General features: G+C 50.3%; 13 protein-coding genes and 2 tRNA genes. 8 read left to right on the top strand and 7 right to left on the bottom strand.

The window, feature by feature from the left end:
* Positions 1-51: 51 nt before the first annotated feature.
* Positions 52-2,523: a TonB-dependent receptor domain-containing protein gene (locus BLP55_RS10485; protein WP_091143339.1), complete on the bottom strand. Its 2,472-nt coding sequence runs from the start codon at positions 2,521-2,523 to the stop codon at positions 52-54.
* Between the two features lie 203 nt (positions 2,524-2,726).
* Entirely contained in the window at positions 2,727-4,250 is a 1,524-nt protein-coding gene (locus tag BLP55_RS10480) for a GH3 auxin-responsive promoter family protein (protein WP_091143335.1), read from the bottom strand.
* Positions 4,251-4,376: 126 nt separating this feature from the next.
* On the opposite strand from BLP55_RS10480, the gene BLP55_RS10475 reads away from it, so the two are divergent.
* Together BLP55_RS10475 and BLP55_RS10470 are read left to right on the top strand one after the other, a co-directional pair.
* Positions 4,377-5,174, top strand: a complete 798-nt coding sequence (locus tag BLP55_RS10475; RefSeq protein WP_091143331.1) for a DUF2797 domain-containing protein — start codon at positions 4,377-4,379, stop codon at positions 5,172-5,174.
* A gap of 163 nt (positions 5,175-5,337) precedes the next feature.
* Positions 5,338-5,829, top strand: coding sequence for a helix-turn-helix domain-containing protein (locus tag BLP55_RS10470; protein WP_139149648.1), 492 nt, complete (start codon positions 5,338-5,340; stop codon positions 5,827-5,829).
* A gap of 53 nt (positions 5,830-5,882) precedes the next feature.
* Here the strand turns inward: BLP55_RS10470 and BLP55_RS10465 are convergent, their stop codons facing one another.
* Together BLP55_RS10465 and sppA are read right to left on the bottom strand one after the other, a co-directional pair.
* Complete coding sequence (locus tag BLP55_RS10465) at positions 5,883-8,471, bottom strand: AsmA-like C-terminal region-containing protein (protein ID WP_091143324.1); 2,589 nt, start codon at positions 8,469-8,471, stop codon at positions 5,883-5,885.
* A gap of 131 nt (positions 8,472-8,602) precedes the next feature.
* Entirely contained in the window at positions 8,603-10,366 is a 1,764-nt protein-coding gene (gene sppA / locus BLP55_RS10460) for a signal peptide peptidase SppA (protein ID WP_091143319.1), read from the bottom strand.
* 101 nt (positions 10,367-10,467) lie between these two features.
* Between sppA and folK the strand changes: the two genes are divergently transcribed.
* Entirely contained in the window at positions 10,468-11,598 is a 1,131-nt protein-coding gene (gene folK / locus BLP55_RS10455) for a 2-amino-4-hydroxy-6-hydroxymethyldihydropteridine diphosphokinase (RefSeq protein ID WP_091143316.1), read from the top strand.
* Between the two features lie 34 nt (positions 11,599-11,632).
* Positions 11,633-12,175: a MepB family protein gene (locus BLP55_RS10450; protein WP_091143312.1), complete on the top strand. Its 543-nt coding sequence runs from the start codon at positions 11,633-11,635 to the stop codon at positions 12,173-12,175.
* 71 nt (positions 12,176-12,246) lie between these two features.
* On the opposite strand, the gene BLP55_RS10445 is transcribed toward BLP55_RS10450, so the two are convergent.
* Both BLP55_RS10445 and BLP55_RS10440 read right to left on the bottom strand, forming a co-directional pair.
* Positions 12,247-12,777, bottom strand: coding sequence for an RNA methyltransferase (locus BLP55_RS10445; protein WP_091143308.1), 531 nt, complete (start codon positions 12,775-12,777; stop codon positions 12,247-12,249).
* Between the two features lie 59 nt (positions 12,778-12,836).
* The gene (locus BLP55_RS10440) at positions 12,837-13,292 is read right to left on the bottom strand and encodes a DUF1573 domain-containing protein (RefSeq protein WP_091143305.1); all 456 of its coding nucleotides are present in this window, start codon (positions 13,290-13,292) and stop codon (positions 12,837-12,839) included.
* A gap of 140 nt (positions 13,293-13,432) precedes the next feature.
* On the opposite strand from BLP55_RS10440, the gene mutS reads away from it, so the two are divergent.
* From mutS to BLP55_RS10420, 4 genes are all read left to right on the top strand, one after another.
* Positions 13,433-16,039 carry a DNA mismatch repair protein MutS gene (mutS, locus tag BLP55_RS10435; protein ID WP_170826844.1) on the top strand — a complete coding sequence of 869 codons (2,607 nt, stop codon included), beginning with the start codon at positions 13,433-13,435 and terminating at the stop codon, positions 16,037-16,039.
* A gap of 138 nt (positions 16,040-16,177) precedes the next feature.
* Positions 16,178-16,253 (top strand) — tRNA-Gly (locus BLP55_RS10430).
* A 9-nt stretch (positions 16,254-16,262) separates the two neighbouring features.
* Positions 16,263-16,348, top strand: a tRNA-Leu gene (locus tag BLP55_RS10425).
* Between the two features lie 63 nt (positions 16,349-16,411).
* Positions 16,412-16,786 (top strand): DUF1508 domain-containing protein, encoded by a 375-nt coding sequence (locus BLP55_RS10420; RefSeq protein WP_091143302.1) that lies wholly within the window; start codon positions 16,412-16,414, stop codon positions 16,784-16,786.
* A 71-nt stretch (positions 16,787-16,857) separates the two neighbouring features.
* Here the strand turns inward: BLP55_RS10420 and BLP55_RS10415 are convergent, their stop codons facing one another.
* Positions 16,858-17,100 carry a hypothetical protein gene (locus BLP55_RS10415; RefSeq protein ID WP_091143300.1) on the bottom strand — a complete coding sequence of 81 codons (243 nt, stop codon included), beginning with the start codon at positions 17,098-17,100 and terminating at the stop codon, positions 16,858-16,860.
* Positions 17,101-17,254: the final 154 nt, after the last annotated feature.

Raw genomic sequence — 17,254 nt, 5'->3', positions numbered from 1 at the left:
GGGGCTTTTTTAATGGCGGTTGTTGGCTGCCCTAACGCCAGCGTTTCATCATCATTTCAACAAGCCGCCACCTTGGCTTTTGCGTTCGGTATCGATGTTGGTGTTGTCTTTTTCGAGTTTGAGGTTGCCAAAATTCCAGGTGAGCGACACGCGAAAATGGCGCGAATCGGCCTTCTGGTAAAAATTGGTGTTGAGGTTACGCGCCGCAATCAGCGCATTGACTTCGTTGGCGTTGAACACATCAAAACAATGCAACCCGATCTTAAGGTTTTTGTTGAGGAAATCCTTGTTGAACGAAACGTCGAATTGCTGGATCGCCTTGTCGATGCGGTAGATTTCCCAAGTTCCTTTGGGTAGGATGAAATAGTTCATCGTGTTGGTGATGTCCCACGGCAAGATGATTTGCGATTGCATGGCGAAGTTGACGATGGCCTTGTTCGGCAACGGGTTGTCGTACCCCTTGATCTCCGATTTGACATAGTTGGTGTTGATGAAAATGTAGTTCATCTTGTCGATCGTGTTCATGCGTTTGTTGAATTCTTCCTTGCCCTTGAGAAAGTAGTCAAGCGGAATCGGGAACGACAAATAAGCGCTAAAGATGTTGATTTTCTCAAACTGTTGCGCGGTTTGGTTGGCCACCAATTCGCCCGGCTGCGCATTGAACACAAAGCGGTTGTTGTCTTTCGAAACCGTATAATTCGCCCCCAAGCTCACAAATTGAAGCGCCGTGAATTTGAGTTCGTAATTGTCAAAAAAGGTCGGGTCGAGCGTCATGTCGCCCTGCGAGGTGTTGTATTGGTCAAAATTTGCCGAATTGTTCGGATCGAGCAAATTGTAGTCGGGCTGTGCGATCTTGCGCGAGTAATTGGCGCTGACGTTCATGTCGTCGTCAATCTGGTACAACGCGCTCGCGGTCGGGAACAAATTCGTATTCGTAAATGAAATGCGTTGCACCGGATCGCCCGAACTTCTTTCGGCTTCGCGGTCTACATGGAAATTCTCGAAACGCAAACCTGCGGTAAAAAAGAACTTCTTGATCTTTTGGCGCGCTTCTACATAGAACGCGAGGTTGCTTTCGTCGTAGTCGAACCCGATGTGGTCTGTATACAGCGGAATGTCGAAAATACGGATGTCGTTGCTGTTAAAGTTGTACCGTCCGTTGTTCTCGACGCTTGTCATCGCATATTTACCGCCCGTATTGACCGAGAATCCGATCTTGTCGAACGGAAAAGCAAAATCATACTTGAGGTAGTAGTTGGCCATCTTAAAGTCCAGATCGCTGTTGTTGAAACTGTAGGTGGCCGTACGCAAGTCGGCGCCCGTGGCTTCAGAAAGCGGGTTCTTGCCAAACCACGTCCCGTAGGCCGTCACATCGAGCGTGCGCCCCAAAGTGTCGAGCTTGGTTTTGTATTGCAGGCTCAATTCGTGCAGATGGCTTTTGTTCTTGCCGCGTGTATGGTTAAAAAAGTTAATGTCTTCGGATACGGCTGTCGAACGCGTAAACGCACGGTCGTTGCCAAAGTTGTTGTTGTAGTTGAGCAACAAATTCGATCGGTCCGACAATTTGTAGTTGGTGCCCAGCCTAAAGTAAAAATTGCGCCAGGTCATCTCCTGTAGGTTTTGTTGGCGGAGCTCCCTTGGCGGATCAAACGACGTAAAGGTTTGCCCAAAACGGCCCTTGTTTTCGCCCTCGATGTAGTTGTACCCCGTCATCGTTTGCCAGCTCAACCTTTTTTCCTTTCCGTTGAGCAAAATCTGCGGACTCGGTTTTTGGTATTTGTTGAAATTGTAGTTGATGTTAAAGCTCGCATTGACGCCTTTCAACCGCTTGGTGCTTGTGACGATGTTGATGACCGAACCGCTCGCATTGGCATCGTAGGCCGCGCCGGGATTGTAAATGAGTTCTACTTTTTCGATGGCGCTGGCCGGCAGGCTCGACAGGTAGTTTTGCAGGTCGGTGCCGCTGAGCGTGCTGGGCGCCCCGTCTATGTATATGGCGACGCCTTTGCCGTTGAGTGTGAGTCCGCCCGTGGGCGATGCGATCACGCCCGGTAGTTTCTTGACCGCATCGAACGTGCTGCCCGTACTCAGCAACGGATTCTCTTTGACCGACACAATTGTTTTGTCGGCCTCCATCTTGACGAACTGCTTTTTGTTGCCATACACCGTCACTTCGGCCAGCGCGTTGTTTTTTTCGCGCAGTACGATGGGTTCGGGTGTAATGGGTAGCGGTGTATCGGCGGCGACGTCGAACTTAACGGTCGCTGCTTCGAAACCCATGGCCGATACGGTGAGCGCATACGATCCGGCTTCAAGCGGCGCGTCGAGTTTAAATGCGCAGCCGTTGACGTTGTAGGAGCCGATGGTTTTTGGAACGTCGGTGCGTTCAAGCGTAAAATTTCGCTGGATTTGATCGGTTTCGCAGGCCAGGTTGGTTTGCGTGTTCCAAACTAAAGATGGGGATTGTTGCGCAAGCGCGTGGCCGGCCGTTAGGAATGCCAGTGCCAAGAGTAGTGATTTCATGATTGATGATGATTGATGATGATTTTTACAAGACCGTCATCGGCATCAAATGTTACACCGTTGTTAAATTTTTTTTGAATGGGCTTACCCGATGGTAGGGGCGGGCGCGTTTTTTTCGCAAATCCCGCGCGGGCCGCACTTCATCCGGTGCGGGCCGCAAGAGGCCAGTAACGCCAGTGCCATCAGCCATACAATCGTCCATTTCATTTGGCAAATACTTGTAGGTTTTTCAATTGTTCCAAGTAATCGCGCTGGTTCGACAGCCTTGGGATTTTGTGTTGTCCGCCCAGTTTGTTGTGTTCCTTGAGCCAGTCGTAGAACAAATTCGGACGCGCGATATTGAGTACCAACGGATTGAGCGTCATGTTATTGTACCGCTTGGCCTCGTAATCCGAATTTAACGTTTGCAGGATGTCGTCGAGTGTTTTCCTGAAATGTTCGGGATCGGCGGGATTCTGCTTGAACTCGATCATCCATTCGTGCGCGCCTTTTTCCTTGCCTTTCATAAAAACGGGCGCCACGGTATAGTCGACCACCTGGGTTTGCGTAAGCTGACATGCCTTGGCGATGGCCATATCGGTGTTTTCGACCATGAGTTCCTCGCCGAACACATTGATGTGGTGCTTGGTGCGGCCCGTCACCCTGATGCGGTAGGGCGACAATGACGTAAACCGAACGGTATCGCCAATCATGTAACGCCAAAGCCCGCCGTTGGTGGTGATCACGATGGCGTAGTTCTTATTCAGTTCGACATCCGAAAGCCGTATCGCTTTTTGCTGGGGCGTCCCGAACACATCCATCGGGATGAATTCATAGAAAATGCCGTAGTCGAGCATGAGCAACAAATCGTTCGAATCGTTCAAATCCTGGATCGCGAAAAAACCTTCGGATGCGTTGTAGATCTCGTAGTACTGGAAGTCTTTCTTGGGGACGATTTTCTGGTATTGCTCGCGGTACGGGTCAAACGCCACACCGCCGTGGAAATACACTTCGAGGTTGGGCCATATTTCGAGCAGGTTGTCTTTGCCCGTTTCGGCCAGCACGCGGTTCATGAGCACGAGCATCCACGACGGTACGCCCGCAAAACTCGTCACATTTTCATTGACGGTTTGGCTGATGATGGCCGCGAGCTTCGACTCCCACTCGCTCATAAGCGATACCTTGTTGCTGGGCGTGCTGCTGAATTCGGCCCACATGGGCATGTTTTCGATCAAAATCGCAGACAGATCGCCAAAATAGGTGTTGTTGTCTTCGTAAATTTGCGACGAACCACCCAACCGCAAGCTCTTGCCGATGAACAATTCCGAATTCTCGTTGTTGTTCAAATACAAACACAACAAATCCTTGCTGCCCTTGTAATGGCAATCTTCGAGCGCCTCGCCACTCACGGGGATGTACTTGCTTTTGGCGTTGGTCGTGCCGCTCGATTTGGCGAACCACTTGATCGGATTGTGCCAAAAGAGGTTTTGTTCGCCCTTGCGCGTGCGTTCGATCAACGGCTCGAGGTCTTCGTAGGCCGATATCGGGACGCGGTCGGTAAAGGTTTGGTACGATTTGACCGAGCCAAAGTCATAGTGCCTGCCGATGGCCGTGTATTCGTTGTCGCGCACCAAATTCATCAACAATTCCTCCTGCACTTCATGCGGGTACTTGAGGAACAATTCGATCTGGTGGATGCGCTGCTTGAGCACCCACGAAGCGATGGAATTGATGATCGGAAACGGCATAGGCCTCTTTTGATTTGAACATTGTGATTGACAATTCAAATCACAAATGCTACCTTTACAACTTCACCAAAAATAAAAAATTTTAGGATATGCGTCGTCCGCAATCCGCAAAATCTGTACACCGCCATGCAATACCAAGGAACGCTCGCCAAAATGGAAACCGAATTCGCCACACCCATCCAGTATTATTTGGTGTTCGAAACCAGTTTCATCAACGTCAACCAATTGATCGGCAAGCGTATCGCGCTGGCGTTCGAAGGCTACCAATGCCTCAACTGCAAAAAACACAAGAAAATTTACCGACAGGGTTTTTGTTACGATTGTTTTTACAGCAGCCCGGCCGTGGGCGATTGGATCATGCGGCCCGAACTGAGCACGGCGCACCTCGGCATTGCCGACCGCGATTTGGACTACGAAACCCGCGTACAGGTGCAACCGCATGTGGTGTATCTCGCGCTCTCGAGCGAGGTCAAGGTGGGCGTGACGCGCAAGTCGCAAATCCCGACGCGTTGGATCGACCAGGGCGCCTGGCAGGCCATTTCTGTTGTCGAGGTACCCAACCGCTACCTGGCGGGCATCACCGAAGTCGCGCTCAAAAACCATTTTACCGACAAAACCAATTGGCGCAAAATGCTGCAACACGATGTGCTCGAACGCGACCTCGCGGCCGAGCGGTTGCGCGTATACGATTGGCTTCCCGACGAAGTCAAGCCCTACTTCAACCCAAGCCTGGTCGAGCACTACACCATGGACTATCCGGTGACGCAGCGCCCGGTAAAAGTCACGGGGCTCAACCTCGACAAAACGCCCGAATACTCGGGTACCTTGGTGGGGATCCAAGGGCAATACCTGATTTTTGACGACGGCACGGTGTTCAATGTCCGCGGTTTCGAGGGCTATATCGTGCGCCTTAGCATCGTCTGATTTTCTGCGACGGCACTTCTTTTTTTGTACTGGCTTCGGGGCAGCGGTTCGGCGTTTCTTCAAACGTGGCATTGTTGTTGTGAAAAATCTGTTGTGAAAAAAACACAACAGATTTTTCACAACAGATTGGATTTGATCGACATCAACAAAAAAATCAAACCACATGAAAAACAATACTTCACTTAGTGCAACACTAGGGCTTACACAGCCCGATGCCGCTCAGATACTGGGTATCAGTACCGGGTATCTTTCGATGATCGAATGTGGTCAACGCGACCTTCCGCTCGAGGCCAGCCAAAAATTCACCGAACTGTTGGCCTGGATCAACAAAAGCAAGGCCGCGCCGCCCGATGCCGACGCCGAGCGCGAGCGGCAGTTGCATGCCCTGTTACAGCAAAATCGACTGCGGCAGTGGCGCGTGTCCAAAAAAATCGACTTGCACCGCAGAAAATACGAAAAGGCCTTGACGGCTTCGGCCTTGGCCGGATTCACCTCGCAAAGACAGCCCAAGGTCTACACCAATTTTGTAGACGTCACGGGCAAGCAATCGGCCCAACAGGCGGCGGAATCGTTGTCGGAGTGGGTGGCAGCCGAATTGCGGCTCGAACAGCTCAGGCAGGAGCAAGCATGGATCGAAGGTCGTTTGCGCGGCTGACAGGATCAGTAAATAAAAAAGGCCCGAAACACCGGGCCTTTTGTCGTTTTAGTCTATTGCTGTTGCTTTTTCTTCTTGCCGAACAATCCTTCGAGTACCTGGCCCGCGGCCTGTTTGACGTCTTCGTTCTTGGTGGTTGGCGTCGCGGTTTTGGTGGTGTCCTTTTTCCCGCCGCCGCTCAGAATGTTGCCCAGCGCGCTCGTGCCTTGGTTGACGAGTTTGTCCTTTTGCTGTTTGACGAGTTGCGCCGTCAAGTTGGTCATGGCCTGTTTCATATCGGTCGAAATCTTCGGATTCGAGAAGTTACCGCCAATCACGGCATTGACCGGAATGTTCTCTAACTTATTGGCCTCGGCCGGCGTGAGTTTCGCGATCAGTTTGTTGGCTTCGGTACCCAGGTATTTGGCGGGCACATCGAACTTGAGGTTGTAATTCATCGATTGGTCAAAACCGTGCGAACCGCCCACGGTTACCTTGATGTCCTGGTATTTCAAATCGAACGGTTTGACGTTGACCTTGCCGTCCTGGAACGTAAGCGCCGCCTTCAAATCGTTGAGGTTGAGTTTCTGCAAATCAATAAAGCCCATGCTGTCATCGAGTTTGGTGAGCAATGGCGATGTTTTTTCGTTGACCGTCGTCGAGAGCAACTGCCCGATCAAATCGCCCGTGATCGAATTCAGGTCGGGCGTCATTTCGGTCGCATCGAGGTTGCCCGATACCTTGACCGTCGAATTGAGTTTGCCGTTGATCACGCCCGCAATCGGCGCGATGTTCTTCATCATCTCGAGCTGCGTAAACGTTTGTTTGATGTCTACTGCGTTGAGTTTGAGGTTCATGTCGAAACGCGGCACTTTTTCCTTGGTCGATACCGAACCGTCTACACCGATGTTACCCCCAAAAATGGCCGTCTTGACGTTTTCGAGCGTCGCTTTTTGGTCTTTGACGATGATTTTTCCCGATACATCCTGCAACACCAGGTTGTCGTACAACACCTTGTTGGCCTTGGCGTTGAGCGTACAATTGAGGAACGCCGGGATCTTTACGGCTTCTTTGTTCGTGGCCTTTTCGTTGGCCTTTGGCGCGGCGTCGGTCATGAAATCCGATACGGCGAATTGGTTCGATTGCAGGTTAAAGTTGCCCTTGAGCTCTTGGTTCTTGAGCATGAATCCGTAAAAATTCTCGAGCGTGCCGCTTACCTTGAGGTCGGTTTTGCCCGTGGTCGCGTCGAGTTGTTTGAGGTCGATCTTGGTGTTGGTGAAATCGACCACGGCCTTGTTGATGTTGATGGCCTTGCTTTGTTCGTCTACATATTTGAAGCCCGTGAGCGTCAGGTTGCCCGAATTCTGCATGTTCTGGTATTGGCTTGTCTCGACCGATTTCATGTCGAATTTGGTGTCGATATCGGCCACCAAAATACCCGAAAGCGGCGTGTCGAGCTTGATCGGATAGGCCTTCGACAAATTGCCCAGGTTGATCGTACCGTCGAGCGCGGCGTCTACCAGCGCATTTTCGGCCACATTGCGGATGTTGGCCTTGGCGTTGAACACGTCCTGGTCGATGCGGAACGACAGCTTGTCGAGGTTCACATACGTATCGTTGAGGTTGCCCGTCTCGTTGACGATCTTGGTGTCGATCACGATGTTGTTGACCGATTTGGGCAAATCGGGGTATTGGAACGAGGCGTTGTTCGATGCGATGGCGATATTGAATTTCGGCACCGTCGTATCGGTGTAAATTCCTTTGGCAAATCCCGATACGGTAAAATCGCCCGTGGTCTTGACCTTGTCGAGGCTGCCCGCATAGGCGCCTGGAATCAGTCCGAGGAAATTCTGGAAGCTCGACGTAGGCGTCTTGAACGTCAAATCGTACTGCTGCCCGTTTTCGACCAATTGGATAAAGCCGTTGAACTCGAGCGGCAATTGGTTGATGAGCGCCTTGTTTTGTTTGAATTCGTACTTGCTTTTCTCGAGATCGATGCCCAGCACCGCATCGAGCGTGAGCGCCACCTTGTTCATGTAGTTGATCTTGTCCATGTCGAGCGACACCTTGGCCGTCGAGTGCGTGTCGAGGTCGAGTTTCGAGGCCGTAAAGTCGCCCGTACCCGAGTGGTTCAAGCTGTCGACCACCATCTTGATCTTCGAGCCTTCGTCAAAATACGTAAAACGCAGGTTCTCGAATTTGTATTCCTGGATCTTGAGCGACAACGGATCGCTGGTCCCGTCGCTCGGCTGGTCGTCCTTGAGCGCGATGTCAAAATTGCCCACGCCGTCTTTGTTGAACAGGATGTTGATTTTGGCGTCCTTGGATGAAAACGCCTCGATGTTCATGGGTTCGTCCTTGCCTTTGAACAATTCCTTGACCGACATCTTGAGGTTGATTTCGCCCATCGAAACCAGCGTATCGCCCTCGAACGGCGCCTTGTTGATGATAAGCAACTTTTCTACGTTGACGCTGGCCTGCGGGAAACTGCGCAACAAACTCAAATCGGCATCGGCAAACGACACCTTGGCGTCTACTTTTTCGTTGATGGCCTCGGCGATTTTGGCCTTGATGGTATCTTCGAATAAGAACGGCGCCGCAACAAGCGCCGCGATCAGCAACAACAAAACGATTCCGGAAATCTTTAAAATTTTCTTGACCATGATTCAGGGTTTGGTTCTACGATGGCGCAAAAATAGCGCAAATTTTAACAGTTTCAAAAGTAACGACAAAGTGCGGCAAATGTTGGATTTTGCCGCACTTTTATCAAAATTTTAGGACGTCTTGGCCTGGCTTATCTTATGTCGATGCCAAACGGCAGGGCCGCCCGTACGCCTTTTTGCGCGGTGATGCGCTTTATTTGTTGGATCATGCGGTAGTTTTCCTCGCCGATTTCTTCGCGCAGTACCGTTTCGCGGCTTTTGGCGAATGGCATGCCCATGCTTTCGAGCCAATCCCAAAAACTCTTTTCGTACTCGGGAAAGTCTTGCGTGGCAAAATCTTCGGTCTTGGCGAGTTTGGCCGCATACGCGATGGCGTCGTCGAGTCCGCCGATTTCGTCTACGAGCCCAATCTTCAGTGCTTCGGAACCCGACCATACGCGCCCTTGCCCAATCGAATCTACCGCGGCGGTCGTCATTTTCCGACCCTTGGCCACGCGGTCTACAAAAGTGCCGTAAATGCGCTCGACGCTTTCCTGCGTGACGTTCTTGAAGTTTTCCGACAACGGCTTGAACGCGCTGTAGCCCGCGGCGTTGGCGTGCGTCGAAACCTGTTCGGTGTTGATGCCGATCTTGGTGGCCAATGGCGTAAAGTTCGGAAGCATCCCAAACACGCCGATCGATCCCGTAATGGTGTTGGCTTCGGCAAAAATGCGGTTGCTGTTGCACGCGATGTAGTAGCCGCCCGAGGCCGCGAGGTTGCCCATCGATACCACGACGGGTTTTTCTTTTTTGGTCAGTTCGATTTCGCGCCAGATCAAATCGGAGGTCAGCGCGCTTCCGCCGGGCGAATCGATGCGCAAAACGATGGCCTTGACCGCATCGTCTTTGCGCGCCTCTTGAAGCGAACGCCGGATCGACCCTTCGCCTATGGTGGTCACGTCGCCTTCGCCACCGTCGATTTCGCCTTGCGCATAAATGATCGCGATTTTGTCGGGCGCCAGGTAAGTATCGGCCGTGGTGGCTATGTTTTCGGCATAATCGAGGATGTCGATCTGGTTGTATTTTTCGTTTGCGTCTACCTTGAGTTTTTTGCGGATGTCGTCGTGGTATACGTCTTCATACACCACTTTGTCGACCAGTTTTTCGGCCAGCGCCATCTCGGGCGTACGCGCGAGGAGTCCGTTAGCGATTTCGTTGAGCCTTTGTTCGGGCACGTTTCGGCTTTTGGCGATGTCTACAATGGTCGCATCCCAAACCGATTGCAGCAAGGCCGAGATTTGCTCGCGGTTGGCGTCGCTCATTTTGTTGTCGAGGAACGGTTCGACGGCGCTTTTGTATTTGCCGTGACGGATCACTTCGACCTTGACACCCGATTTCTCCTGCAGGTCTTTGAAGAACATGATTTCTGAGGACAGCCCTTTGAAGTCCATTTCACCTACCGGGTTCAAATACACCGCATTGGCCACCGAGTTCAGGTAGTATTCCTTTTGCGTATAGTAGTTGGCGTAGGCGTAGACGAACTTGCCCGATTGCTTGAACTGTTCGAGCGCATCGCGTATGGCCTTGTTTTGCGCCATGCCGAGTTGCGATTGGTTGTTCAGGATCGAGATGCCCTTGATGCTCGGGTCGGTTTGCGCGGCTTCGATGGCGCGCAGTATGTCGACGACACCGTCGTGGTTTTCCTCGAAATAGTCGATGTCTTTGTAGTTGATCTTGCCACCGTAATCGTTGGTGATACGCGACAAATCGAGTACAATCACCGAATTGTCCTTGACCGAAACGGTATCGGAACCGCTGCCCGCGATGGCGGCGATAAAGATGAGCAGGAAAAAGCCCATCATGCAAAAAATAAACAGGCCAACCAGCGTGGCCAAAACGTTCGATAAAAACCGCATAATGTGAAAGGGTTTGGGTTTGCCGGGCCGCGAACAACTTATCAACAGCCCCAGCAAATATACGCGGTTTCTAAAATTCTTTTAGTTAATTTGCCCTTAATATGAACCAGCACCAAGTCATTTTATCGATAGGCAGCAACCAGGGCGACCGCTTGCAGTATATCCAATCGGCGTTGGCGCTGATCCACCAAAAGGCGGGTACGGTGGTCAAGGTTTCAAAGCTGTATGAAACACCTGCCTGGGGTTTCGAAAGCGCACCGTTTTACAATTGCGCGTTGGTGTTGCACGCCACCAGGACCGCGCAGGAAATCCTTTCGAAAATCCTTTCGATAGAGGAAAGCCTGGGCCGTGTCAGGAACCAGGGCGAAGGCTACCAATCGCGTACGATCGACATCGACCTGATTGCTTTTGACGAAGATATCATCGCCACAGGCAACCTCCAGGTGCCGCATCCGCACATGCAGGAGCGTTTGTTTGTATTGCTTCCGATGCGCGACTTGAAGCTCGATTGGCGGCATCCGATCCTGCAAAAATACCTGCCCGAATTGTTGCGCGCTTCCGAAGACAAAAGCCAGTGCAAGGTGATCGGCACGTTGCAGGCGCCGCTTTCGGCCATCCAACTCGAGCATTTCAACTACATCGCCATCGAAGGAAACATCGGGGCAGGCAAAACCACGCTTACCAACAAGATTGCCGAGGATTTTAACGCCAAGACGGTGCTCGAGCGGTTTGCCGACAACCCGTTTTTGCCCAAGTTTTACGAAGACCAGGCGCGGTATGCGTTTCCGCTCGAAATGTCTTTTTTGGCCGACAGGTACCAGCAAATCGCCGACGACCTCGCGCAATTTGATTTGTTCAAGGATTTTATCGTGGCCGATTACCACATCTTCAAATCGTTGATTTTTGCAAAGATCACGCTCACCGACGACGAGTACAGGCTGTACCGCAAGTTGTTCGAGATCATTTACCGCGAAATGCCCAAGCCCGATTTGTATGTGTATCTGTACCAGAACACCGAGCGGTTGCTGGCCAACATCAAACAGCGCGGGCGCAGTTACGAGCAGGAAATCCCGGCCGATTATCTCGATAAAATCAATAGGGGGTATTTGGATTACATCAAATCGCAACCCGATTTGAACGTGCTGGTTATTGATGTTTCTGATCGCGATTTCGTCAAGAACCAGGAAGACTATGTGTTCATACTCGAACAGATCCAGCAAAAAATAGGGTAGGTAGCCGACCTGCTGCAACATTGCGAACAAAACAATGACTGAAACAAAAATTCCGGAAATCCTCTTTAAGATTAAAAGTCAGGTTTTTGATAAACTTGGAATGCGTTTCGGCAATCTTATAGAAAATAAAGAAAGTGCAGCATATTCGGCATACAGTTTTGACATTGACGCCAAAAAAGTACTATTTAGAAATGCTAAGATTACGCCAAAGAAAATTGGGCAATTTGTTACGGTTTGGAAAAGAAATGAAATTGGGGTCACGCAACCTTATGATGTCGCTGACCAACTTGACTATATCATCATAAATGTAGCGTTCGAAAAAAGAACCGCACAATTCGTATTTCCGAAGCCTGTTCTTTTGCGTCAAGGTATAATTTCAAGTGCTTCAACCCAAGGAAAAAGAGGTTTGCGTGTTTATCCGATTTGGGATAAGCCAAATAGTAAACAAGCCGAAAAAACGCAAAAATGGCAGTTGGAATATTTCATCGAAATATCCGATGAGAAAACGCTGGATTTGGCGTTGGCAAAAAGAATTTATTTAGAAAACCAATTGCATGTCGGCCAACAGCGGCGTTAAGCAAGGGCTGGATTTCGGTAAGTTGAACGCTCGTTTTTAGCTCCAGCGCCTATTCGTAGTGGCGCGAAACGTTATCGGGCCATTTTCTGGAACAAATCCCACACGACAATACCGGCGCTGACCGAAATGTTGAGCGAGTGTTTCGATCCCAGTTGCGGGATTTCGATGCTGCCGTTACAGGCCGCTACCGCTTTTTGGTTGACGCCAAAAACTTCGTTTCCAAACACGAGCGCGTATTTTTTGCCCGGTTCGGGCGCAAAGTCGTTCAGGAAGGTGGCGTTTTCGACCTGTTCGATGGCATAAACCGCCACTTGCTCGGCTTGCAAGTTCGCGATCACCGAGAGCACATCTTTGTCGTGCTGCCAATCGACGGTTTCGGTGGCACCCAGCGCCGTTTTGTGGATTTCCTTGTTGGGTGGGGTGGCCGTGATGCCGCACAGGTAGATTTTTTCGATCAAAAAGGCATCGGCCGTACGGAACACCGACCCAATGTTGTGCAGGCTTCGGATGTCGTCCAACACCAAGATGAGCGGCGTTTTTTGGGCCTGTTTGAAATCCTGTACCGATTTACGGTCGAGTTCGCTGTTTTCTAATTTACGCATGGTGCAAAAATAAAAAAAGCTCCCTAAAAAGAGAGCTTTTGTGATATCGTTAATGGGGATTAGCCTTTTGGTGCGTCGTCACCCAAGACGGTTCCTTTGATGGTCAATACTTTAGAAGCTTGTCCTTCGGCGTTAGACGTGATGGTCACGGTTTTGGTGAAAGCACCCACACGGTCGGTGGCATATTTCACACCGATAACCGCTTTGGCGCCTGGTGCAATCGGCTCCTTAGGATAAGTAGGAACCGTACAGCCGCAAGAACCTGTGGCGTTGGTGATGATCAAGGGCTTGTTGCCGTTGTTGGTCAAAACGAATTCGCGTTTGCCGTCGGCGTTGTGTGGAATCGTACCGTAATCGATGGTTTCTGATTCGAACACCATGCCTGCGCCTTCTACTTTAGGAGCATCGGCTTTGACTTCTTTTTTGGCCGGAGCGGCTTTGGTTGTTTTCTTGGCTTGCGCTTGTGCGGTAACGCTGAATACAGCCAAAACAGCAACTAAAAATATTTTTTTCATTGTGTTTTTATTTGAATTACCCGACAAATCTAGATAAAAAAATTTTAGATGAATACAAAACCGTCATAAAATTAAATTAATTTTTGGATTGGTATTTATTCGCTAAATTCGCCGACACGAATTTAAAAACCCCGTAAAGTTTGGCCGCCGCATCAAAAGAATTCAAGGAAACGCCGCTCATGAAGCAGTACAACGAGATCAAACGCAAGTATCCCGATGCGTGCTTGTTGTTTCGCGTGGGCGACTTTTACGAGACCTTTGGCGAAGATGCGATACGCGCCTCGAAGATCCTTGGTATTACGCTGACCAAACGCGGCAACGGTTCGGAATCAGAGACGGCATTGGCCGGATTCCCACACCATTCGTTGAACACCTATTTGCCCAAGCTGGTCAAGGCCGGGTTGCGCGTGGCCGTTTGCGACCAGCTCGAAGATCCGAAAATGACCAAGACCATCGTCAAACGTGGCGTGACCGAATTGGTGACGCCCGGCGTGGCGCTCAACGACGAGGTGTTGCAGTCCAAGTCGAACAACTTTTTGGCGTCGGTTCATTTCGGGAAGAAGCTCATCGGGATTTCATTCCTGGACGTCTCGACCGGGGAATTCCTGACGGCGCAGGGCAACGAAGAATACATCGACAAACTGTTGCAGAACTTTCGTCCGAGCGAAGTACTCGTGCCCAAGGCGCACAAGGGACAGTTCAAGTCTTTTTTTGGCGACGATTTCCATACGTTCCTGCTCGAGGACTGGATTTACAAACAAGACTATGCCGAGGAGTCGTTAACCAAACACTTCGGGACCAATTCGCTCAAAGGTTTCGGGATCGAGGATTTGGCCGAAGGCGTGGTGTCGTCGGGTGCGATTTTGTACTATCTGTCTGAAACGCAACACAACAAACTGCAGCACATCGCCTCGATCCAACGCATTGCCGAAGACGCCTATGTGTGGATGGACCGTTTTACGATCAGAAACCTCGAACTGTACCACAGCTACAATCCGAACGCCGTGACGTTGCTCGATGTGATCGACCGCACGTTGTCGCCCATGGGCGGGCGTTTGCTCAAACGTTGGCTGGCGCTGCCGCTCAAAGACCGCTCGCGAATCGTCGAAAGGCATGAGCTTGTCGGTTATTTGAAGGACCACAAAAACGTGCTGCAAAATATCCAACAGCAAATCAAACGTATGGCCGATTTGGAGCGTTTGATCTCGAAAATCGCCACGGGTAAGGTCAGTCCGCGCGAAGTGGTGTCGCTCAAGGAATCGCTCGATGCCATTGCGCCCATCAAAGCCCTTGCGCTGGGCAGCGACCATCCGTCGGTCAAGGCGTTTGGCGAGCGGTTGCACGACTGCGCAATGCTTCGCGAGAAAATAGCCGCGACCCTGAACCCGGAGGCACCTGTTGCGATCGCCAAGGGCAATGCCATCGCACAAGGCGTACATCCAGAGCTCGATGAGTTGCGCGCGATTTCGACTTCGGGCAAGAATTTTCTGGAAGGCATCGAAAAATCGGAATCGGAGCGAACGGGCATTTCGTCGCTCAAGATTTCGTTCAACAATGTGTTCGGGTATTATATCGAGGTACGCAATACGCACAAAGACAAGGTGCCTGCGGAATGGATCCGCAAGCAAACGTTGGTGAACGCCGAGCGCTACATCACCGAGGAACTCAAGGAATACGAAAGCAAAATCCTGGGCGCCGAAGAAAAAATATACAAACTCGAGGTCGAATTGTTCGAGCAGTTGGTCGCATGGCTCTCGGGCTACATCAAACAGGTGCAGGCCAATGCCCAGTTGGTTGCGCAGCTCGATTGCCTGGCGTCGTTTGCCCAATTGGCCATCGAGAACAAATACGTTTGCCCCGAACTGACCGACGATTTTGCGCTCGACATCAAGAACGGACGCCATCCGGTGATCGAAAAACAGCTTCCGGTGGGAACGCCGTACATCGCCAATGATGTGCTGCTCGACCGCGAAAACCAGCAAATCATCATGATTACGGGCCCGAACATGTCGGGTAAATCGGCGATTTTGCGGCAAACTGCATTGATCGTTTTGCTCGCGCAGATGGGAAGCTTTGTGCCCGCCGAAAGTGTCACGATGGGTGTGGTGGACAAGATTTTTACGCGTGTGGGCGCCTCGGACAACATCTCGATGGGCGAGTCGACGTTTATGGTCGAGATGAACGAGACGGCGTCGATCCTGAACAATATTTCAGACCGTAGTTTGGTGTTGCTCGACGAGATCGGACGCGGGACAAGCACCTACGACGGCATCTCGATTGCATGGGCGATTGCCGAATTTTTGCACGAACATCCGGCGCGTCCCAAGACGTTGTTTGCGACACACTACCACGAACTCAACGAAATGTCGGATATTTTTGGAAGGGTCAAGAATTTCAACGTGGCGGTCAAGGAGATGAAAGATACGGTGCTGTTCATCCGAAAGTTGGTGCAGGGTGGAAGCGCGCACAGCTTTGGAATCCATGTCGCAAAGATGGCGGGTATGCCGCAAACGGTGATTTCACGCGCGCAGAAGTTGCTCAAGAAATTAGAGAAAGACCATTCGGGTGAAGCGCTCAATGGTGTCAAGGAAGAAAAGCAGGAACTGCAGATGAGTTTCTTTAACCTCGACGATCCGCTGCTGGAAGAAATCAAGGAAGAAATCCTGGGGCTCGACCTCAATACGCTCACGCCAATCGAGGCGATGATGAAACTCAACGAGATCAAACGGATGCTGACCAAAAAATAGTTCGGGTATTACCGTTTCGTTATCAGCGGATTAATTTTTTTCGGGACAAATTTTGCAAAAAACGTTTGCATAATTGGATTTTAGTAGTAAATTTGCCCTCGCAATACAGCAATGTATTGGTTCTTTAAAAGAATGTACGCGAAAATAGCTCAGTTGGTAGAGCGCCACCTTGCCAAGGTGGAGGTCGCGGGTTCGAATCCCGTTTTTCGCTCCAATGTGTACTGCTCGGATGGTGAAATCGGTAGACACGCTGGACTTAAAATCCAGTGGGCAGTAATGCCTGTGCGGGTTCAAGTCCCGCTCCGAGTACAAAAAGAAATCGACTCCAAACTTTGTTTGGAGTTTTTTTTTGGTTGCAATCAATCCAATCTTATGGGTGCGTTCGTCATCAGTAAAAAGCTAAACGGCGATTTTAAGTTTATCTTTGCTTCGCGCAAGGGTAAAACTATTTTTACCAGTATCGGCACCAAACACAAATCCGACTGCGAGTTGATGATTGCCGAGATCAAGCAAAACACGACAGCATTTGCGTTTACCAAGGTGCGCAATACCGGCGGGAAGTTTTTTTTCAGGCTTTCCAAAGATGGATTGGTGTTGGCCAACAGCCGAAAATTTACCACCGAATTGTTGCTTCAAAAAGGCATAGACGAAATCGTGAAGTATGTGGCCGAATCGGAAACATTGGATTTTTCAGAGCCGAGCTTGGCTTTCCCCGATGCCGACACTATATTCCTGGATCAGGAATAGTTATTCCGGAAATGTATAGAAACAAAAAAGCCACGCAATGCGTGGCTTTTGAAGTAATTAGGAGGTCCTAATTATTTTTTCACTTCTTCTGTAGCAGCAGCAGCAGCGTCAGTAGCAGTAGCAGCAGCGTCAGTAGCAGTAGCAGCAGCTTCAGTAGCAGCAGCAGCAGCAGAGTCAGCAACAACAGCAGCCTCTTCAGCTACAGGAGCAACTTCTTCAGTTACTGGAGCCTCTTCTGCAGGAGCTTCAGCTTGTTTACAAGATACTACGGTCAAAGCAGCGATAGCAGCCATGCTCAAAAATACTTTTTTCATCTTACTTAATTATAAAAGGTTAATTATTAATTCGAGGCAAAGATATAAATTTTTTAATACTCAAAACTTTTTTTCAATTTTTTTTTCAAAAACCGATACCTGTTACCTAAAAAAACTACTTACAAGTACCGTGCCAAAAACGAAACGTAAACAA

The organism is Flavobacterium caeni (assembly GCF_900101895.1).
In the GTDB taxonomy this organism is placed as follows: domain Bacteria; phylum Bacteroidota; class Bacteroidia; order Flavobacteriales; family Flavobacteriaceae; genus Flavobacterium; species Flavobacterium caeni.
Note: the sequence above shows the minus strand (reverse complement) of the source record. Positions and strands in the feature narration are given on the sequence as shown.